Genomic DNA, 21571 nt, shown 5'->3' with positions numbered 1-21571 from the left:
AAAAAAGAGGCAGTGATAGTGTCACTGCCTCTTAAAAATTACCGATACCAAATTTAACCTAACATTCTTTCTGCTTCCGGCTATTGCCATCGGCCATCAATTTTTTGTAGTTATAAAAACAACTATCATCTCCAAAAGCCAACAGCCAACAGCCGATAGCCGAAAGCCGACAGCCTAAAACACCCCGGCCCAGTTTCCCTGGCGATAATATTGTAATAATCTCTGTTGCATCAGATAATCATATTTTGCCTGAATCGCATTCGCCTGCGCTTTGGCAAGGTTAGCCTTTGCCAGCGAATATTCGTATGAGTTGGCAATTCCAGCGTTCATCTTGCTTTCAATCACCGCGAATGCAGCCGTAAGCGATTCCACCTGACCTTGCGCAGAGGCTTGTCTGTCGGCCATCGATTGCAGGTTTAGTACAGCCAGCTCAATGGCTTGCCGCAGAACCTGGTTGGTTACGTCCAGTGTATTTTGCGCCTGGCGTTCCTGCACCTTGGCCAGCTCCACGCGTGGCTTGGTAAGCCAGCGGCCCATAATAGGAATGTTCAGATTCAGCTGCAACGAGCCGTTACGGGTCGCATTCAATTGATTGAAATAATCCAGATTCTTGTTACTGGTTGCATAAACGGCACCAAATCCGCCCTGCAATCCCAGCGAAGGATAATTAAGCGCTTTTATAGACTTCACCTGATACGAAAAGCTTTGGCGGTATAATTCAGCGCTTCGTATTTCGGGAAAACTTTTTTGGGCATCTTCATAAATGTCGATCGCATTAGCGGCGGTTAGTGCCGAGTCTTTTGGAGCAAGTGCCTCGAAATCAACTTTGTCGTCTGGCGTGACATTCATTCTCTGAAAAAGGACCAGTCTGGCAGTGCGGTAATCGGTTAGGGCCGTCACCTGACTGAATTTGTCATTGGCCAGCTGAGCCTTGATTTCATAAAGTAAATTGACTCCAACCGTCCCGGCATTCACCTGTTTGGAAATCCTGTCCACCTGCGTTTCAGAAGATAACACTTGTTCTGTCCAGGATTCGTAAAGTGCTTTTGTTGCCAATACATTTACGTAATTCTGCATCAGCAACACCGTTTGAGCATTCAATATCGCTGTACGGTTTTCTTCGGCAGACTCTTTAAGCAAAACACCTTGTCTGATCTGGTTCTGTACTTTGAAACCCTGGAAAACGGGCATTTGAAAATTGAGCCCAAGCGAACTATTACCGAAAACCTCATCTATATACGTATTGGTAGACTGATCAATACTCCGGCCGGCATTCAGGGTCTGCGTTGATCCGAAAGAGATCTGTGGCAGGATCTGTGACTTGGTTTGCCTCAATTGAGCGTGGGCAGCCTCAGCCTGAAGGCTACTTTGCTGGTAAATCAGGTTATTTTTAGCGAGCAGATCCACGCATTCCGCCAGACTGAGCGAAGATTGAGCCTTCCCGAAAAGCGGTAAAAGGCAAAAAAGTAAAATTAAATGTTTCATGGCTAATAAATGATGTTAGGCTAACCACCCGTCTTTGAGTCGGACAACCCGGTTTCCGTATCCGGCATTGACTTCCGAATGCGTTACCTGGACAATGGTGACTTTATCTTCTTGATTTAATTTTTGAAATAATTCCATAATCTCAATCGACTGTTCCGAATGCAGGTTTCCTGTTGGTTCATCTGCAAAAATCACTTTCGGATTGTGTACAATGGCGCGCGCAACGCCTACCAACTGCTGCTGTCCACCGGAAAGCTGGTGAGGGAAAAGGTCTTTTTTGGCAACCATATTGAAGCGGTCCAGCAACTCGGCAACCCGGCTTTTACGTTCCGAACCAGGTGTTCCTTTGTAAAGTAATGGTGTTTCAATGTTCTCATAAACAGTCAGTTCGTCGATGAGGTGATATGCCTGAAATACGAATCCAATGTGGTGGCGGTGCAGTTCCGTACGTTTTTTCTCAGACAGTTTTTGAACGGGTTCATCCAGAAAAAGATATTCGCCTTCGGAAGGCTCTTCAAGTAATCCTAAAATATGCAGCAAAGTTGATTTACCGGAACCGGAAGGGCCCATAATCGATACAAACTCGCCTTCTTTAATGTGTAAATCAATGTGGCGCAACACATAAGTTTTGCCAAAACCTGCCGGGTAATATTTGGATATCTTTTCTAACTTAATCATAAAAATTTAAGGTTTGAGATTTTAGGTATAATTACAGACAAGCTATTTTAAAAGCAAATGCATATACCGCCGTCTCTTATGCCAGTCCTATTTTAAAAAGGCTTGCCAGAAGGTTAACTCGCTGATTGTTAGTTAATCTGTTTTATAGTAAAAAGGCTAATCGTCCGAAAACGTACAAATGTGTACGGTATCGGACGATGATCAATGGAGCATTGAAAATGGGCAGAAAGGGTTACTCGGCACGCAAAGAAGACACCGGATTTTTGAGCGCCGCAAGAAAAGCCTGGGACGAAACCGTGGTCAATGTGAGCACGAACGCGAGGCTGCCGGTGATGGCAAACATCCACCACGTAATATCAATTCGATAGGCAAAATCGCTCAGCCAGAGATTCAGTAAATAATAGCTGACCGGGCAGGCGCACAGAATCGCAATGGCCACAGCCAGCAGGAAACTGCGTGAGAACAATATGGCAATATGTGCAGCGGTAGCGCCCAAAACCATCCGGATTGCCGTTTCCTTCGTCCGTCGCGCGGTTGATAAATGGGTTAACCCAAACAATCCCATACAACAAATGGCGATGGAAATAGCTGTTGCATATCCAATGATCTTTTGCCAGCGCATCTCTGTTTTGTATTCCAAAGCATTTTGCTGGTCGAGAAAATTATAATTAAAAACAGCGCCCGGTAAAACTTTCTTGAATGTCCGTTCCAATAATGCCAATGCCTCTGTTTGCTGCTTCATTTCAACCTTAACCCAAAGCGCGTCACCGCCGAATCGATCGCTCATAGGCATTATCAAGGGCTGAATGCGTTGTTTAAACGACCCGTAATGAAAGTCTTTCGTTATGCCGATAATCGTAAGGTTTTCCGCGAAATCAGATTGAGGCCTGATTTGTGCACCAACGGGATTCTTTATTTCTGCTGCTTTCACAAATGCTTCATTGACCAAAACACCAAACTCACGGTCCGAACGAAATTGATCTGAAAAGTTTCTGCCGTTCGCGATCATGATCTGCATGAGGTCAACATATTTTTCATCAATCGTGCGGACGTAACTAAGCGTTTTACTCTCGCCAACCTGCACGTCCCTAAATCCAAATTCGCCTGCCAGCGAAATGTGTTTAATTGAGGGATTTTCTTTTAAAAGATCCCTGAACCTGCGTGTAACCTGATGCACATCCCGAACGCCGGAAATCCGGATTTTTACAATCTGATGCGGATTATATCCCAAGGTTTTTGACTGGATAAATTGCATTTGTCTGTAAAAAACCATTGTTGCAATCCCCAAAGCAATGGCAATGGCAAACTGAAACACAAGTAAACCGCGTCCCAACAGGTTATCAGAAGATAGTTTTTGTCGATTATTCAGCGCGGTGATTGGATTGAAATTGGCCAGCAGATATGCCGGATAAAGACCTGAAACGATAATGTTGATGCTCAAAATCCCAAGCAGCGCCAGCATCAACGATGGTTTAATAATCTCCGTTAATGTGAACTGCTTGTCGGCCAACTGATTGTAAACCGACAAAACAGAAATGGTAATCCCAATCGCACAAACAAAAGCCAGTATATTGATGATGGCAGACTCGCCAAGAAATTGCAGCATAATGGCCATCCGACTGCTTCCGGTTGCCTTCCTGATCCCGACCTCCTTTGCCCGGCGCATTGCATTAGCAATACTGATATTGATAAAATTAATGCTGGCCATGAGCAAAATGAATGCTGCCAGACCCAGGAAAATGAGCGAATAAATTGGCTTGCTGCCGTTGATAATTCCGGCTTCGCGGTTTTGATTGGAGACCTCCTGGGGATTAAGATGAATGTCCGTGATACGCTGCAACCCATAAGCAACACTTTTTGTGCTTTTGGTATTCATTTTATGGATCCGGTTAAATTTCCCGATCACTTCTTCGTAGTTAGCCCGCGGATGCAGCACAACAAATGTTCCCAGATAGGCGCTAAGCCAGTTTTTGTCATCAAATGAAACTTGTAGAAATGCGAAAGGGGAGAGCATGTCAAACTGGATCGATGAATTCACCGGAGGGTTTTCCACCACAGCCGAAACCACCAGTGGTTTACCAAGCCGCATCGCAGACGGATCGGCGTCCATTTGCAAAATCCGGCCTACGACGTCTGTCCGGTTGAAGAATTTGCGTGCGGTTTTCTCGGTGAGTACAACGGAGTGGACACTTTTCAGTGCGGAGTTCTTGTGGCCATGCAGCAGATGGAAAGAGAACACGTCGAAGAAAGAGCTGTCCGCGAAAAGCAACTGTACATTCAATGCCCGCTCCCCGGCCCGAACATCGCTATAAATGTCGCCGCCCATAATCCGGGCGTAATGCCGTATCTCAGGAATCTGTGCCGAAAATGCTGGTCCCTGCACCTGGCCGGTGCCACCTGTTGTCGTTGCCTTGCCCTCATCGGTGTAAGTGGTCGTAATGCGGTAAAGGTTTGGGTTGTGTGCATGAAACTGGTCATAACCGTGCTCATCTGCGAGATAAATGACCGCTAACAGCACACAAACGGTGCCGATTGCCAGTCCGGTTACGTTGATAAAGGCATACAGTTTCGTCTGCCATAAATGGCGGCAGGCAATTTTCAGGAAAGTTTTGAACATGGGTTTTAGGAAAAAACCTCCATTTTGTAGCCGACGCCGTGGACGGCCGTGATTTTTACAGCGGGTTCATTAGCCAGCATTTTCCGGAGCCGGGAAACGAACACATCCACACTGCGGCCTACGATGACACCTTCATCTTCCCAAACGGATTTGAGAATGAAATCACGTTCCAGGACTTGATTTCGATGTTTGGCAAACAATGCAAGCAGTTTCGCTTCCCGAAATGTAAGCTGGTGCGTTGCATTACTGGAAACCAATGTCTGGTTAGACAGGTCAAAAACCGATGATCCGAGAATTATTCTGGAATCATTAACAGCTTTCACAGCAGGCGGTTGTGTAAGAGCATTCCTATGGCTAGCTTTTTTCCAAACCATGAAACCTAACCCGGCCAATGCGCTTCCGAAGGGCAACAACCACCAGTTCCCGCTTGCAGTTTTGGCGTCCTTATTGTCAGGGACAAAGCTTACTTGAAGTTGGTAACATCCTTTTCCTGAGTTCTTCCCCCGCAAGTAACCCCTTCTTTTCCTTCAAGTTCGAGGAAGTTGTAGCCAAGCTGGACTTCCCCGTTATCGCATCTCAGCACGGTCACATTGTAACCGCGTTCGATATGCTGCATTTGCAAAGATTGTTTCAAAAGATGAGGAAGCTGCTCGTAATCAAACAAATGCTCCATTCTAATCGAAAAAGTGTTGGCATCAATTTGCTTTACCGGAGGAATGGTTGACAATGAGTCGCCGTTTTTCAGCAACAGCAAATGGGCCGTGCGCCTGAGTGCAAGGTTCGTTTTTTCAGCAAAGCGGAGATTTTCGTTATTTGCGAAAACCCGCTGTTTGCAAAAAGCACAGTCCAACGGCCAGCACCAGACCGAGGGTTGTCCTGGTACCCATAAATATTCGGCGTAACCCGGGTTGGATAGGCTGCATTCAATTGGACTTAAAGAGGTTAGAACAAATTTAGTATAATCCCGAACGAATCAGCAACCGTCGCCTTTTTTAGTAAACCCAAACCATCTAAACTGCGGTGTTAACTGGCTGCTTTGCACTGTAATAACGCGCCTGCCGATCTGATTTTCATTGTTGACAGGATCAATGATAAGCTGATCGCCCGATCTTGCCGCCTTCAATACTTCGTAAATATCGCCTTCTAAAACCGGATTTTTATGCGCATAGGCATTGCCATCAACGATCTTTCCACCTCTTTTCAGGTAAATGAGGAAGGGCACTTTGGTAACGCGGCTAGACTTCGGATCGAGCTTAACCAACGACAACTTACCGCCCCTCGCAGCTGCGAGTTCGGCAGGGCTCACGGAACGGCCGTTGAGCAAAACCGGATTCCAGTAGAATCCGTCCAATGTTTCATTAGGCAATGCAACGGACGGTGGCAGCGAGAAAAAGACAGTCAGTACGGCGACGATTTTCCAGAGGTTGCTTTTCATGATCTTGACATTAAAGTTGGCGTTTTTTTGAATAAGCCAAATGTAATGCAACCGGCGAATGACGCTTTAAAACGCCTGTAAAACATTGTAAACGAAATGTAAAAGATTCAAGATGGATTAAATGCATTAAATTTTCAATCAAAACAGAACATTATCCTGCTTCCTGAGTGTTACTAAAATGAACACGCAACATTGAATTGAAAACAGTTTCTTCCCAAGATCCCTACGCAGCACTCCGCTACTCCGATTTCCGGTTTTTTATATCCAATTCGTTTCTATTTTCCGCATCGATCCTTATCCAGGAAGTGATCGTAGCATACGAACTTTACAAGCTCACGCACGACCCGCTGGCGCTTGGTTTAATAGGGCTTGCGCAGGTAATTCCGTTCGTTATCACCTCGATTTTCGGCGGTTATGTGGCCGATCAGAAAAATAAGATTACGATCATGCACATCAGTCTAGTGGTGATTTTGCTGGGTTCGGTGATCCTTTACATGGCATTTCAGCCCTTCATTCACGATACGCTTTCTTCGACGCAGCATTTGATCGTCATTTATTCTGTTTTTGCACTAATAGGCTTCGCGAAGGGCTTTTATTCACCAGCTTCGAGCTCTTTGAAGCCATTTCTGGTGCCCAGGGTGATTTACCACAATTCGTCAACATGGAGCAGCTCATTTTCCCAGGCCGGATCCATAACCGGTCCGGCTATCGCCGGTTTTCTCTACGCTTACATGGGACTCACGCACACATTACTGATCGTGATCGGAAACTTTGTAATCTGTTGGATTCTGTTAGGAATGATCAAAACGCGGCCTGAGTTTCCAAAGATTGTGACGCCCATCATGGAGAGTCTGAAAGAAGGATTTCGCTTTGTCTTCCGGACGAGGATTGTGCTCTATGCTATTTCGCTGGATCTTTTTTCTGTGCTTTTCGGAGGTGTGGTGGCAATTTTGCCTGTTTTTGCGGAAGATATTTTAAAAGTCGGGCCGGAAGGTTTGGGCTTGTTACGCGCTGCGCCTTCTATCGGTTCGATGTTGACCATGTTTGCAATGGCTTATTACCCGCCTACGCAAAATGCCTGGCGCAACATGCTGATCGCCGTTGCTGGTTTCGGTGTTTGCACCATTATTTTTTCTTTATCGACCAACTTCCTCTTGTCCTGCGCTGCCCTATTCGCCACCGGTGTTTTCGACAGCGTGAGTGTGATCGTGAGGCAAACGATCCTGCTCATTTACCCGCCCGACGAAATGCGTGGGCGCGTAGCCGCAGTAAACGGTATTTTTGTAAGTTCCTCCAACGAGCTCGGCGCCTTCGAGTCCGGCGTTATGGCCAAAGCCTTTGGCACTGTCCCATCTGTCCTGGCCGGTGGCGTGCTAACCATTATCGTTGTTACCTACATTTATATGCGGTCAAAGGATCTGTTTTCGGTTCGGCTGAGTTAAACGGATTTTCGGAATTTCCGTTTTCAAGCTTGGTAGCCCCTGTCATTAGGAACATTTTGTTATTTTTGTCTAACACATAAAATCAGTTATGTATATCTATAAGAACATTATCAGTGTAGAGGAGGGCAAACGAAATGGTAAGCCGTGTATCCGTGATATGCGGATTACGGTTGAGGACATTTTGCGCTGGCTTGCTTCCGGAATGTCATTTGAAGATATCATTCAAGATTTTCCGGAGTTGAACAAGGAAGATATCGTTGTTGCATTGGAATTCTCGGCGAATCAGCAAAAACGGATTTTTTATGACGTCGCTGCATGAGGTTATTAATTGATCAAAACATTTCTCATCGATTAATATCGGCTATTTCCGAAGTATACCCGGAAGTTGACCATGTAAAGAGTCTGGACCTGATTAATGCAAATGACCATGATATCTTCATGTTTGCCCGCAAAAACAGTTACGATGCGGTTGTTACGATCGACGACGATTTTGTCCGGCTGCTTCACCTGTTTTCTGTTCCTCCCAAAGTAATTTGGATCAGAACAGGAAATTGCGCTACCAATTACCTCTCCGAAATCTTAATTTCAAAAGCCGAGTCAATAAAAGAATTTGTGCGAAGTAAGGAATATGTCCTATATGAGGTTTTCAAACCGGTGTAATCATTCACTTCTAAGACTCTTCACAGGATTCGTCAATGCGGCTTTTGTTGTTTGCAAGCATACCAGCAAGGTTACAATCGAGCAAAATCCCAATCCAACCATTGCGAATGGTTCCCAGTTAATTTTGATGCGGAAGGCGTAGGTTTCCAGCCAGCGTTGCATGGTTAGGAATGCCAGCGGAAAAGAAATGAGCATGGCGATGACCATTACCAAAAGGAATTCTCTCAGGAAAAGCATAATAATGGCTGCTTCCGAGGAGCCCAGGACTTTGCGGATACCCAGCTCGCGTGTACGGCGGGCGACGCTTAGAGAAACCATTCCCAAGACGCCAAGTAAGACAATAATTACCGATAAGACAGTCGCTATTTGTGACGCTTTTTTTAACTGCATTTCAGATTTGTACAGTTTTTGCAGCGTATCGTCCATAAAGGCATATTCAAATGGCGCGTCGGGCATGAGTTGCCTCCATTTGTTTTCAACAGCAGCCATCGATTCACCCAGGTTGGCCGGGTTGAGCCGGAACGTGAGGAAGCGGAATGCATTTCCTTCTTTCACATGGAAGAATCCCAACGGCTTGATAACCTGGTGCATAGAAGCAAAATTGAAATCTGCGGAAACACCGTCTACGGTAAGTAAGCCGGGTACATTATGAACCCTCACCTGCTGGCCGACCGCATCTTCCGGATTCAAATATCCCAACGCTTTCGTCGCCGCCTGGTTCAGCACGATTCGATTGGGCTGATGTGCTCCCTGCCTGGCGTTGAAGAACTTTCCAGCCAGTATTTTGATCTGGTAAGTGTCGGCGTACTTTTCGTCTGTGCTTAAAAACTGCGTGTGAATGGCCTGCGCTGAATCCTGCCCAGACTTGTATAATCCTGCATGCCCGCCGTTATTTCCGTTGGGGATTTCGTATGATAAGCTCACATTGCTGACCTCTTTCAACTGCGAAAGCTGATCCCTAATCGCCTCCATTTTTGACAATCCCTCCGGCGTCCAGTCGCGGGGAACGGCGATGGAAACGAGCGATTCTTTATTGTAACCCAGATTTTTGTTAAAAAAATAGTTGACTTGCCTGGAAATGACCATTGCGCCGGCAAACACAAACAATGCTATCACAAACTGCAAAGCAACAAGCCCGCGCCTTAACATGACATTTTCCTTAATTGATTTGAGTTTGCCTTTCATAGAGTCGATTGACGAAATGCCTGACAATACAAAAGCCGGATAGATACCAGCCATTACGCCTATAAAAAATGCGCTCAACAATGGCATTATGAGCGAATACGGGAATAAGGTCAAAGAAGACGGCAATGGTTTTCCCAGAATTTCTGAAAACGCAGAACGTGAAATTTCATAAAATATAATAGAAAGAAACATTGCAAATAATGCGAGAATGATGGATTCGGCCAAAAATTGCCCTACAAGTTGCGTCTTATGGCTTCCAAGCACTTTTCTGACACCAATTTCCTTTAAACGAGAAGAAGATTTGCCAATGGAAATATTCACAAAATTGACAATGGCCATGAGCAGAATGAAGAGTGTAACGCCCGAAAGCGTATAGATCATCTTACGAACCAAACCATTGTTCGCCTCCTGGTAATAATCCTTCAAAGGCGTAAGATACACTTCCAGATTGGCCTTCGTATTCGCAGAAGCATGAGTCGCAAGCGTCTGTGTGACAGGCTTTTCAAGATCTTTTGGCGAAACACCTTTTTGAAGTTCAATATAGGTGATCATATAGGGAAAATCCCAGTTATCTTCGGCTCCCTTCCGGCCGTCCAAACTGCTTAATGGAATAAAAACCTCCGCAGGTTTTGGCAACAGATTATTAACCGAGTTATTAGGCGGGTTTCTCAAGACGGCTGTGACCTGAAACTGCTGTTTGCCGCCGATGAAATTATGCAATGTTAATGTTTCGCCCAGGACATCCGTTTTGCCAAAATATTTTAGTGCCTTTTCCTCGGTAATGGCCACTGAACTCTTCTGGGTCAATGCAGTTTTGGCGTTGCCATGCAAAAGAGGAAATCCATACATGGCCAGCAATGTTGAATCACCTGTCTGAACTTCCTCGCGGAAATGTTTTTCTCCTTTTGAAACAGCGACGGTAATGCCATCGTAACGGTAAAAATTTGCAACCAGATTGGGGTAATCAGCTTTTAATGTTGCTCCCAGCGGCCCGAGTGTGGCTATATCTGTCCCCATATCCGGGTTCTTCCATCTGCTGCGGACGATGTACTGGTTATCAGCATTGCGCAAATCTCTATTAACGCTCAATTCTCCCCATACATAGCTCATGATGAGGAAGGTAAAAGTCATTCCGACCGATAGGCCAAAGATCATTACCAGCGAATGGAACTTGCGTTTCAGCAGGTTACGCAAAGCGATTTTAAAGTAGTTCTGGATCATTTCCAAAACTAAATAATTTCGTCAATCGCAGATTAGCCGGGAGGCTCCTTTAACTATTTTTAACTGTTTTCGAGCCGACAGCTTGCTTGTTAATCTGTTTTCAGCGTTTTTGCAGGATTAGTGATCGCTGTTTTGTAAGTCTGTATACCAATGGTCAGCAATCCGATGAGCGACAAACTTCCCAGGCAAATCAAGAAAACGCCAGGCCCGAGTTTGGCGTGGTAAGTGAAAATATTGAGAAATAAAGATCCGAGAAAATATCCGATAGGCAGGGCTATGGCGGCTGCAACAAGCATTATTTTCAGGAAGGCTGCCGATAGCAGCTGCATGATCTGCACGACGCTGGCGCCCATTACTTTTCTCACGCCAACTTCTTTTGTTCTTTTCTCTGTCGTGTAAGTCACCATGCCCAATAAACCCATGGATGCGATAGCAAATACAATGATGACCATTACTCTGGTAAAGTCACGATCTCCGTTTTCACTATAATTTTCATAGAGCTGTTGGTCATACCAGGAGTAAACAAATGATTCATGCGGATGATATTTTTTCCAGATACCGGATAAGGAAGCAGTGATTTGCCCGCGGTCTGCGGCTTCGGCGACGCGCAGGGAGAGAAGTTTTATTTCCTTTGGATTAAAAGCCAATACGAGTGAGGAAACCGGGAGCTCGTAACGCATGATGCAAAAATCCTTCACAACGCCAGACACAATAACTTCCGCTTGGTTAAGCATAACGGTTTGACCGATTGCGTCTTTTGGATTTTTCCAGCCAAGCGATTTCACAGCCTTTTGGTTTAAAACAACAAAATGGACCGATGTATCAAGGCTGGCGGGTATGTTGTTTCCAGCGACGAACGTGAGCTTCATATTATCAACAAAATTGCCGTCAACCGCATAAATGAATGCGTCTTTTGCCAGCTTATCATTTCCTTTTGCATCCAGATTTCCGATTCGCGCCTTTCCCGCATTTTCATTAAAAGGGGCGGAAGTAACGCCGACGCTTTCGACACCAGCCTCTTTGGAGAATTCATTGGCTAACAGCTTATAGTCGCTCCCGGGCGCCAATGGGATGTTCAGAATATTTTTGCGGTTGAAGTTTTCATTGTCCGTTGCCATATAATCAAACTGGCTGTTGCTAATGCCAATAAATGACATGAAAACGAGCGCCACAACGAATTGGGTTATCGTGAGCACTTTTCGAAAACCAAGTTTTCCGATCCCGGTGGGCGCTAATTCGCCTTTTAAAATTTGGACGGGCTGATAGGACGACAGAATACGTGCCGGTAGAATTCCAGCAAGAAAACCTGTGAAAAGTGTGAAGCCAATGAAAATCAGCCAGAGCAGCCGCGCATCAAGAACCTCCCATGTAAGCCAGCGGACAGGGATGTAAGATTTCATGAAGACCAACCCCAGATAACCAACGCCAAGAGCGAAAGTGGCAACCAGCATTGTCTCTATCAGAAATTGCCCGATCAACTGCCAACGTTTAGCGCCAGCAACCTTTCTGACACCCACCTCACGCGCCCGGCTGAGAGAACGCGTTAACGTCAGGTTTACATAGTTGAAGCCGGATAAAAGAATGATTATTAAAGGGATAAGCAAGCTGAAACTAATCTTCCAAATGGGTTCGACATAAGGATTGTTTAGCAGGTTTTCGAAGTCGGGCGATATTTCACTTAGTTGCTGACTCCGGAAAGCATGACCTTTAATGTCCACAAAATCAACGGTCCTTTTATTGGCCTCGGATATGTCAGTCAATGCCCTGTCAAGTGCTTTCCGTTGCGTGTTTTTTGATACAAGGACGAACGTATATGTATTGTAATCCAGCCAGTTGTCGTAGCTTGCTTTTGGGTTGACTAATGAGAAACTTGCCATCGAAACGACTAAGTCGGAGTTGAGGTGGGTTTTGTATTTTCCCAAAGGCTTAAAAACGCCGGTGACTGTAAATGTGCCAAAGTCCGGGTGAATCAGCGTTTTGCCCACGGGATCTGCATCACCAAAAAAGCGCTCAGCCGTTTCGTGTGTTAGCACCATCGTCCTCGGCTCGATAGCCGCCTTCCCTCTTGCTAATTTGAAACCAAATATTTCGAAATAGGCGGGATCAACAAACATTCCGCTGGTGCGCAACGATTTAAGCCCATTACTAAGATTTCCGTCAAAGCTTCGGTTAATCCGCGCCGATTTTTCTATGACGCTTTGCTCATTTTGCAGTTTCTCCCGCAACGGAAAAGGCGTGGTCGCTAATCTGTAAACATTGCCATCTGCGCCGGTTGCATTCGTAAGAATGCGGTAAGTCCTGTCTGGATAGGGATGAAAAGTGTCCTTTTCAAAGTGGCTTTGAACCTGGATCAACTGCAAGAGGCAGAACGCCATTGCCAAACCCAGGCCAACAATGTTAATAAATGAAAACAGCTTATGTTTCCAAAGGTTACGGATCGCGATTTTAAAGTAGCTAAAAATCATTGGGTTCGCCTATGGCTTCGAATGATGTGATATATTATGCATTATAAATGCTGACAACCGGTTGCCGCCAAAAACGTGGCTATTCCCCTCTTAACGCCTCTACGGGATTAGCCAAAGCAGCTTTCAGGGCCTGGAAACTCACGGTCAGCAGTGCGATAGCCAATGCAGTAAGACCCGACAGCGCGAAAACCCACCAGGATAAATCTTCCCGATACTCGAAGTTTTTGAGCCACGATTGCATGGCATATACTGCAATCGGAATGCCGATTGCAGTGGCGATCAGGACCAGTTTCAGAAAGTCGCCTGATAGCAGGACCACGACATTCTGCACACTTGCGCCGAGCACTTTTCTTACGCCTATCTCCTTGGTTCTGGCTTCTGCTGCAAAAGCCGCAAGTCCAAATAAGCCCAGGCAAGCGGTAACGATAGCCAGAATTGCAAATGATAATAAAACGCTTCCTTGCTTTTGTTCGGACTGATACTGGCGGGAGAAGTTTTCGTCCAGGAAATGGAAATCGAGCTTTGCTTCCGGGTCAAATTGTTTGTAAGTGCTGTTTATGAACGAGAGCGCTTCTTTGGTTTTACCAGGCTGGATACGGACGTAAATGTTGTCCCTGTCGCCCGGCGCAGGCATCTGGATCACCAGCGGCTCGATTTTATGTTGAAGAGAATAAGTGTGAAAGTCTGCAACTACGCCAATCACCTTCGCTTCCTTTGTCGTGCCCTTTTCATCGATAAAATATTTAATCCTTTTCCCGATTGGCTCATTCCACCCTTGTTTCTTGACCATTGCCTCGTTAACCAAAACTGCTCCAACCAAGTCGGCAGGCGATTCATCTTGAAAATTTCTGCCTTGTAACAGCTTGATTTCAAGTGTTTTTAAATAATCTGCATCAGCCGAAAACTTCTGGACTATCTGAGTTGAACCGGGCATTTCACCCGTTTCGGTTTCAACAAACAAGCCGCCACCGCCCAGCGTGTTGTTTCCCAATGGGTTGCTTGCAGCAGAAACACTTTCCACGGACGGGCTTTGATTCAGTTTTTCCTTAATCGCCCCGACCTGGTTTCTGGGTTCATTTTTGTCGATGTGAAAAGTAAGGACCTGATCTTTATTAAATCCAAGATCTTTGTTGCCGACATAGTGCAATTGACGATAGACAATGCCCGTGCAGGCGATCATAACAACCGTAGCCACAAACTGAAAGACCACCAGCGACTGACGTAACTGCACGCCGCCAATCTGGCCGCCGATACGCCCTTTCAAAGCAGCCACCGGCCGAAAGCCGGATAACATAACAGCCGGATAAATCCCACTTACCATGCTGATCAGCAGTAGAAAAGCGCCAGCCGCCAAAGTAGTAGAAAGTCCGTCATTATTGTTCAGCGTCAATGCCTTGTCAGCCAGTTCATTGAAGGAGGGCAATGCTATTACAACCAGTAAAGTCGCTATGCATCCTGCTAAAAGTGTCATTAAGAACGATTCCGTCAAAAATTGTCCGATCAGCTGCGAACGCCGCGAGCCAACTGCTTTGCGAACACCTACCTCGCGCACCCGTTTCATCGAGCGGGCGGTATAAAGGTTGATGTAGTTGATGCAGGCAATAGCCAGGATCAGCGCGGCGACAACCGAAAAAATGTAAATGGTGTTGATATTCCCATTCGTACTAAGCTCATAGGCATAGTGAGAGTGAAGATGAATGGAAGTCAGGGGCTGCAATATCATTTTGTATTCCGCATCTCCCGATTCCTTTTTAAGATATTTTGCAAAAAATCCTGGTAATTTTTTGTCCAGCTTGTCAGGATCTGCGCCTTTTTTTAACAAAACATACGTGTACAACTCAAATTGCTGCCAGCCAGCTGTGTAGTTATCGGGAAGGGAGCGCAATGCGCTGAATTGCAGGTGAGAGTTTGTTGGGCCGTCCGCAATGACACCGGAAACGGTATTTGGAAAATTGTTTGAAAATAAAACCGTTTTACCCAGAGCTTTGGAAGCGTCACCAAACAGTTTTTCAGCAAGCGTTTTCGTTAGGACAATTTTCTGCGTGCCCTGCAAAGCCGTTTTGCGGTCGCCGTAAAGCATGGGATATGTGAAGACATCAAAAATTGAAGCGTCTGTAAAATAGATGTCATTGGCTTCGATCGCTTTCTCGTCAAACCGGATGGTTCCACCGCCTTCCGTACTGATCCGAACCGTTTTCTCGATTTCAGGATAGTCGTTTTGCAAAGCGGGCGCGTACGGAGCCGATGTGGGGGCCATTTTAAAACTGCCTGTGGCCCACTTCGCCTCATGCACAACCCGGTAAATGCGATCCGACTTTTCATGAAAACGATCGTAGCTAAGCTCGTCCGCCACATACAAAACCATCAACCAAACCGCCGCCATGCCAATCGCCAGGCCAAATATATTCAGACTGCTGAACATTCGCTGGTTAAGAAAATTTCGAAATGCTATTTTGAAGTAGTTACGGAGCATGATATCAAGGTGTTATTAGTTAGGATCGGAGAAAAGCAATGTAATGCGTAGTGATAAAATTACATGCCATGCTTGTTAGTATCTCAAAATCAATTTGTTATAATAATTTTCAAAACCTTACCTGTTCACTTTCGAACAGTGATGTCTGGTTTTGAAAAGGGGCTTTGGCTCAAAATTACCGATTGGACAACCGTAGCCGCCGCCAGATAATTGCGCTGCAAATTCAAGCTATTTCCCATCAAATGTCGAATATCTTGCAAAAGAAAGTCCCGCCCCGAGATTGGCGTCGGAAGGGCGGGACGGAAATTATTTAAACAATATTTTACTATTTAAACAGTACAATTTATGCAAAAAGTTTTAAGAAAAGCAGTCCTTATAGCAGTTTTCGGCGCTTTTGTTTCGTCTTGTCATGACCCTCAAACAGGCGAAGTTCCAACCCCGAACGCAGCTATAAAGAGTGAAACAGTTGCCTTCAAAGGAGAGCGGGTTGTTATTCCAGCTAATTTTCCAAAAGAGCTTTTCGAGCAAACGCAGGAAGAGTTTGATTTGTATTACAGAACAGTTTCTGAGGACGGAAACAAGCGTGTTTCGGGTGAAGCACCATTATTAACTTATGAAGAATTGTTGCCAATTTTAGTCAAAAACAATGCTAAATATCCAACCATAACGTCCGAAGATGGCATTTTAGAAAAAGACCTGGAAAGGATCTTCAAAGATTTTCCGGACATTGAAACACACGAGGAAGCGAACGAAAAGCGAGCGCTGATTTACGATTTTTACCAGACGATGTGCAAGCGCAATGTTGTGGCGGAGGTGGTTGCTTTGGAAAAAGCAAAAAGAGAGAGTGGCCGAATATTAGGGCCAGACTCAGGAGACCTGACAACTCCCGAGAAGAATCATTTACTTTTAAATCCGGGATATGCGCAGTGGTATGTGCAAGCAGCGAAAGATGCTATCTACTTAGCTGCGACGTTTTATGGAAACGCTACTATTGGAAACAAAGGGAATGCATTTAAGCATTCAACCTGGAATGCGCTGTCAATTCGCTATATTCTAAAAGGTTCCCCGGCAAGTGAGAACCAAGCAGTTGATTTTACCCAAGACGGGTGTTCAAAGCATGAGCAAACAAACAATGGAGCCCAAATTCATGATAAGGATTCAGCCATGGATCTTCATAATAATATGTCAGCGAGAGAATGGATGGAAAATGAAACTTCTTGGGGATTTGGACCTTTCAGGAAGATGCCGAGCGTAGATGACATAATTAACAATTTGCTTGGGAAAGCCAACTCTTGCGCCATGCATAGCATGACTGATATTCTCAACTGGCACGGCGGAAATAATTCAGTTACCTGGAATAAATTGTATAACAACCTATACAGTCCTAATCAGCATTTGGTGCACGTGGTCCCGTAATAGATTTTTTTATTCCTTATAGGCAACTTAAATTTTACTATGAAAACTACTTATTTGCTCCTTACCATTTGGGCAGCATCACTCTTAATAAGCTGCAAAGAAAGCCCCGATCCGGATGTTGAAACACTTTATATAAATGGACAGGATCGAGAAAAAGAACGCGCAGATGCAACTTCTAAATTGTATGAGCATTATATGAATGGCAAGAGGGACCGGTCGGCATATGAGGTTGTTGCCAAAGGAAATGCCAGGTTTGTAATTAATTATGTCCCTGGCTTAGCGCTTTTGACCTTGTCTGGTGATCCGGGAAGTGGCTGGTCAAATCAATTTAAAGATGTGGACGAAGGCACGCTGCAAAAGTTAATCCATCAAAAGTTGACCTTTAACGATATTGACGACATAGGGAGTGCTGAAAGCAAGTATGACAGCGTTTTGACATTAAACCGACCATTGTACGATGTGAAAACAAATAGCAGTGCCGGTCGCTAGCGAGCAGATCATTAAAACAACCTTTGAACGCCCATCTTTCGCGTAAATACGAATGGGAAACCTTTTTAGTAAGGCAAAATCCCTAATTTTGCCTTACTAATGTTTTTAGAGATTCAATTGTCGTTTTTTACTGATTTTTAACCAAATAGAATGAACCAAGCACCTGCTACTTCTTTACAAGACATTGTTGGGCATGCCAAAGAATACGGTTTTGTGTTTCCCTCTTCTGAAATATATGATGGATTGCAAGCTGTTTACGACTACGGTCAGAATGGTGTTGAATTGAAAAATAACCTGAAAGCTGCGTGGTGGAAGGCCATGACACAATTGCACGACAACATTGTCGGCATTGACGCGGCTATATTTATGCACCCGCTTACCTGGAAAGCTTCGGGGCACGTGGATGGTTTTAATGATCCGATGATTGATAATAAGGATTCCAAAAAGCGTTATCGTGCGGATCAGTTGCTGGAAGGAAAAGCGGAACAATACGAAGCAGAAGGCCAGGCAGAAAAAGGCAAAGCATTGCTTGCTGAAATGGGCCGTTTGCTGAGCGCCGAAGATCTGACCGGCGTTCGTGACTTAATCATCGCAGAAAATATTAAATGTCCCGTTTCGGGAACGGCAAACTGGACAGAAGTGCGCCAGTTTAACCTGATGTTCAGTACACAAGTTGGTTCGGTTGCCGAGGAGTCGAGCCTGATTTACCTGCGTCCTGAAACCGCGCAGGGAATTTTTGTTAACTTCTTGAATGTGCAGAAAAGTGGCAGGATGAAGATTCCTTTTGGAATTGCACAAATTGGCAAAGCGTTCAGAAATGAAATCGTTGCGCGTCAATTTACTTTCCGTATGCGCGAATTTGAACAAATGGAAATGCAATTTTTCATCCGTCCCGGCACTGAAATGGCCTGGTACGAAAGCTGGAAAGAGGCGAGGATGAAGTTCCATAAGGCGATTGGCTTACCTGCTGAAAAACTGAAATTCCATGATCATGAAAAGTTGGCACATTATGCCAATGCAGCCGTCGACATTGAATACCAGTTCCCGTTTGGTTTCAGGGAAATGGAAGGGATTCACTCAAGAACCGATTTTGACCTGAGAAACCACCAGGAATTGTCGAAAAAGAAACAACAATATTTCGATTCCGACCTGGATGAAAATGGCAAGCCTTATGGAAATTACATTCCATATGTTGTCGAAACGTCGGTGGGTGCGGACAGACTGTTCCTGGCCACATTCTGCAACGCTTACACGGTGGAAACGGTTGGAGAAGGTGATAATGTGAAAGAAAGAACATATCTGAAACTGCACCCTGCACTGGCGCCATTCAAGGTGGCGGTGCTTCCGTTGGTAAAAAAGGATGGCTTGGCAGAAAAAGCGCAGGCTATTGCGAACGCATTGAAATCGTCGTTCCGCACAACATATGACGACGGAGCGGCCATTGGAAAGCGTTACACCCGCCAGGATCTGATCGGGACTCCGTTCTGCATCGCGGTCGATTACCAGACAATGGAGGACGACACAGTAACCATCCGGCACCGTGATACCATGGAGCAGGAGCGTGTGGCCATCAGCGAATTGAAGGAGAAAATTGGCTATCAGGTTGCTATGGAGCGAATTCTGGAAGCTATTTAAAATATATTTAAGCAAACAAAAAAGAGCTGTTTCGGAGAAGAAACAGCTCTTTTTTGTTGAAATGTATTCTACATTATTTGGTGGTGTGCGATCGAACCAGATCTTCTGCGTCAGCACTGAGCAGGTCAACCGTATCGACGTCCAGAATGTGCGAAATCTGGATAAGACGTTCCAGCGTAATCCTTGTGTAACCCAATTCTATCTTACTATATGCATTTTGCGAAATGCCCAGCTTCATCGCTAGATACTCCTGTGTGTAATTTCTGTACTCTCTGATCTTCCTGAAATTCAATGCTACAGACCTGATCTTCGTGTCTATTGACTCGTTCATGAAACGTTGTTTTAGTGAAGATGAAACCTCATTATTAGTAGACATACGATCCGAATGGGGATAAAAGATCATTCTAATGCATTCGCCAAGCATGTTCCTCCCTGAGATTATTCGACAAATGGCACCGTAATCAGGTGATGCCTAAATAACCGGCTGATTTTCAGGGAAACAAAAAGGTTATTGAGCTAATGGAAACTTCATGCAGTCAGCAGCAGATCTTGAAAAGATATGTGCCAGGGTAAAAAGCAATTTCCCGCGATGGAAAAAAGTGTCAATTAAATTTATTAATTAGTCCTTTCATCATGTATCAAATTTTGGGATGATTAATCAATTATATAACACATCACTAACCTTACTCACTGATTTATATCAACTTACAATGGCCTATGGCTATTGGAAAGCGGGAAAAGCCGAGCAGGAGGCGGTTTTTAATCTTTATTTCCGAAAGCACCCATTTCAAGGCGGCTTCACCATTGCCTGCGGACTGAGTAGTGTCATTGATTATCTGAATGACTATCGATTCAGCGACGAAGATCTCGTATATGTCGGATCTATTACCGGAAATGACGGTGAAAAATTGTTCGAGTCCGGGTTTTTGGATTATCTTAAAAACATAGAATTCGCCTGTAGTATCGACGCGATCCCGGAAGGAACCGCCGTTTTTCCCAACGAACCTTTGTTGCGCATTAAAGGGCCGATTTTACAATGCCAGTTGCTGGAAACGCCTCTCCTGAATCTCATTAATTTCCAATCGCTCATCGCCACCAAAGCAGCAAGGATGCGTCTTGTTGCCAGGGAAGACACGCTGTTGGAATTCGGGCTACGCAGGGCGCAAGGCCCGGATGGGGGAGTGACAGCCAGCCGGGCAGCATATATCGGAGGCTTCGACGCCACATCCAATGTGATCGCAGGCAAGCTTTATGATATCCCGGTAAAGGGCACGCATGCGCACAGTTGGGTCATGTCGTTCGATAGTGAATTGGAGTCATTTGAGACTTATGCGCAGTATATGCCCAACAATGTAACATTGCTTGTGGATACATATGATTCGCTTAACGGCGTGCGGCATGCGATCAAGACAGGTCATCGGCTTCGGGAACGTGGATATGATTTAGGCGGGATTCGGCTGGACTCGGGTGATCTGGCCTATTTGAGCATTGAAGCAAGGAAATTGTTGGATGACGCAGGTTTTGAAAAAACCAATATCGTCGCCAGTAATGATCTGGACGAACATATAATGGACAGTTTGAAAATTCAGGGAGCGAAGATCGATGTGTGGGGAATAGGAACGAAACTTGTCACGGCCTATGATCAACCGGCATTAGGCGGTGTTTATAAATTGGCGGCAATCCGTTTGGAATCGGGAGAATGGGATTATAAATTAAAATTATCAGAACAAGCGATCAAAGTTTCAACGCCCGGAATCCAGCAGGTTCGTCGTTTCAAAGACAGGGACGGGTTTCTTTCTGACATGATTTTCAACATTGAAACACCGGTGACGGGTAAAGCAACTATGGTGGATCCGTATGATTTTACGCGGAACAGGTCATTTTCCGAAAACACGTCCTTTGAGGATCTGCTGGTTCCTATTTTCGCAAAAGGATATCTGGTTTATAAATTGCCTTCTGTTCACGACACGAGGAGTCGCGTGCAGGAGCAACTATCTAATTTTCACAAAGGCATCAAGCGCTTTGTGCATCCGCATACATATCCGGTTGGTTTGGAAAAAGGCCTTTTTGATATGAAGACCGGACTAATATTGAAGCTGCGCGCCGCAAACGAATCTTAACATATATATTATGGAGGAAATTCAAGGCCCCGATCCGGCGATTTTGAAGGAATTGCTAAAATATAAGATGCCTTTCGGGAAGTATAAGGACAAATTGATTGCCGATTTGCCGGTTTCCTATCTTGAATGGTTTCAGCGGCAGGGTTTTCCGGCGGGGAAGCTGGGAATGTTACTCAGTACAATGTATGAAATACAGATTAATGGGCTGGGGGAGTTGCTGCATAGGCTGAGGAAGATGCAGTAATCTGCT

18 protein-coding genes are annotated in these 21571 nt (G+C 45.1%); 8 read left to right on the top strand and 10 right to left on the bottom strand.

What is annotated here, in order from left to right; all coding sequences use genetic code 11:
* Positions 1-174 precede the first annotated feature (174 nt).
* The 6 genes from MUK70_RS17265 to MUK70_RS17240 all read right to left on the bottom strand — a co-directional run bounded on the left by MUK70_RS17265 (position 175) and on the right by MUK70_RS17240 (position 6215).
* Complete coding sequence (locus MUK70_RS17265) at positions 175-1485, bottom strand: TolC family protein (protein WP_234654043.1); 1311 nt, start codon at positions 1483-1485, stop codon at positions 175-177.
* 15 nt (positions 1486-1500) lie between these two features.
* Entirely contained in the window at positions 1501-2163 is a 663-nt protein-coding gene (locus MUK70_RS17260) for an ABC transporter ATP-binding protein (RefSeq protein WP_234607991.1), read from the bottom strand.
* A 232-nt stretch (positions 2164-2395) separates the two neighbouring features.
* A complete protein-coding gene (locus MUK70_RS17255; protein ID WP_234654041.1) occupies positions 2396-4780 on the bottom strand; it encodes an ABC transporter permease in 2385 nt (794 codons plus the stop codon).
* A gap of 5 nt (positions 4781-4785) precedes the next feature.
* Positions 4786-5103: a winged helix-turn-helix domain-containing protein gene (locus MUK70_RS17250; protein ID WP_244784436.1), complete on the bottom strand. Its 318-nt coding sequence runs from the start codon at positions 5101-5103 to the stop codon at positions 4786-4788.
* Between the two features lie 140 nt (positions 5104-5243).
* Positions 5244-5507 carry a hypothetical protein gene (locus MUK70_RS17245; RefSeq protein WP_244784434.1) on the bottom strand — a complete coding sequence of 88 codons (264 nt, stop codon included), beginning with the start codon at positions 5505-5507 and terminating at the stop codon, positions 5244-5246.
* A 246-nt stretch (positions 5508-5753) separates the two neighbouring features.
* Positions 5754-6215 (bottom strand): hypothetical protein, encoded by a 462-nt coding sequence (locus MUK70_RS17240; RefSeq protein ID WP_234654037.1) that lies wholly within the window; start codon positions 6213-6215, stop codon positions 5754-5756.
* A 197-nt stretch (positions 6216-6412) separates the two neighbouring features.
* Between MUK70_RS17240 and MUK70_RS17235 the strand changes: the two genes are divergently transcribed.
* The 3 genes from MUK70_RS17235 (at position 6413) to MUK70_RS17225 (ending at position 8317) form a co-directional block, all read left to right on the top strand.
* Positions 6413-7657 carry an MFS transporter gene (locus MUK70_RS17235; RefSeq protein ID WP_234654035.1) on the top strand — a complete coding sequence of 415 codons (1245 nt, stop codon included), beginning with the start codon at positions 6413-6415 and terminating at the stop codon, positions 7655-7657.
* A gap of 88 nt (positions 7658-7745) precedes the next feature.
* Positions 7746-7976 (top strand): DUF433 domain-containing protein, encoded by a 231-nt coding sequence (locus MUK70_RS17230; protein WP_234654033.1) that lies wholly within the window; start codon positions 7746-7748, stop codon positions 7974-7976.
* Entirely contained in the window at positions 7973-8317 is a 345-nt protein-coding gene (locus MUK70_RS17225; RefSeq protein WP_234654030.1) for a DUF5615 family PIN-like protein, read from the top strand. The genes MUK70_RS17230 and MUK70_RS17225 overlap by 4 nt, the downstream gene beginning before the upstream one ends.
* Here MUK70_RS17225 and MUK70_RS17220 read toward each other — a convergent pair whose 3' ends face one another.
* From MUK70_RS17220 to MUK70_RS17210, 3 genes are all read right to left on the bottom strand, one after another.
* Complete coding sequence (locus tag MUK70_RS17220; protein WP_234654029.1) at positions 8318-10723, bottom strand: ABC transporter permease; 2406 nt, start codon at positions 10721-10723, stop codon at positions 8318-8320.
* Between the two features lie 89 nt (positions 10724-10812).
* Positions 10813-13188 carry an ABC transporter permease gene (locus MUK70_RS17215; RefSeq protein WP_234654028.1) on the bottom strand — a complete coding sequence of 792 codons (2376 nt, stop codon included), beginning with the start codon at positions 13186-13188 and terminating at the stop codon, positions 10813-10815.
* A gap of 79 nt (positions 13189-13267) precedes the next feature.
* Positions 13268-15661: an ABC transporter permease gene (locus MUK70_RS17210; RefSeq protein ID WP_234654026.1), complete on the bottom strand. Its 2394-nt coding sequence runs from the start codon at positions 15659-15661 to the stop codon at positions 13268-13270.
* Between the two features lie 345 nt (positions 15662-16006).
* On the opposite strand from MUK70_RS17210, the gene MUK70_RS17205 reads away from it, so the two are divergent.
* From MUK70_RS17205 to MUK70_RS17195, 3 genes are all read left to right on the top strand, one after another.
* Positions 16007-17077 carry a DUF6973 domain-containing protein gene (locus tag MUK70_RS17205; RefSeq protein ID WP_234654025.1) on the top strand — a complete coding sequence of 357 codons (1071 nt, stop codon included), beginning with the start codon at positions 16007-16009 and terminating at the stop codon, positions 17075-17077.
* A gap of 39 nt (positions 17078-17116) precedes the next feature.
* Positions 17117-17566: a hypothetical protein gene (locus MUK70_RS17200; protein ID WP_234654022.1), complete on the top strand. Its 450-nt coding sequence runs from the start codon at positions 17117-17119 to the stop codon at positions 17564-17566.
* A 150-nt stretch (positions 17567-17716) separates the two neighbouring features.
* Positions 17717-19201, top strand: coding sequence for a glycine--tRNA ligase (locus MUK70_RS17195; RefSeq protein WP_234654020.1), 1485 nt, complete (start codon positions 17717-17719; stop codon positions 19199-19201).
* Between the two features lie 73 nt (positions 19202-19274).
* Here the strand turns inward: MUK70_RS17195 and MUK70_RS17190 are convergent, their stop codons facing one another.
* Positions 19275-19532, bottom strand: coding sequence for a helix-turn-helix domain-containing protein (locus tag MUK70_RS17190; RefSeq protein ID WP_234654019.1), 258 nt, complete (start codon positions 19530-19532; stop codon positions 19275-19277).
* A 319-nt stretch (positions 19533-19851) separates the two neighbouring features.
* On the opposite strand from MUK70_RS17190, the gene MUK70_RS17185 reads away from it, so the two are divergent.
* Together MUK70_RS17185 and MUK70_RS17180 are read left to right on the top strand one after the other, a co-directional pair.
* Positions 19852-21321, top strand: coding sequence for a nicotinate phosphoribosyltransferase (locus tag MUK70_RS17185; protein WP_234654016.1), 1470 nt, complete (start codon positions 19852-19854; stop codon positions 21319-21321).
* Between the two features lie 10 nt (positions 21322-21331).
* Positions 21332-21565: a DUF3820 family protein gene (locus tag MUK70_RS17180; RefSeq protein WP_234654014.1), complete on the top strand. Its 234-nt coding sequence runs from the start codon at positions 21332-21334 to the stop codon at positions 21563-21565.
* Positions 21566-21571 lie beyond the last annotated feature (6 nt).

Source organism: Dyadobacter chenwenxiniae (assembly GCF_022869785.1).
Classification (GTDB): Bacteria; Bacteroidota; Bacteroidia; order Cytophagales; family Spirosomataceae; genus Dyadobacter; species Dyadobacter chenwenxiniae.
Note: the sequence above shows the minus strand (reverse complement) of the source record. Positions and strands in the feature narration are given on the sequence as shown.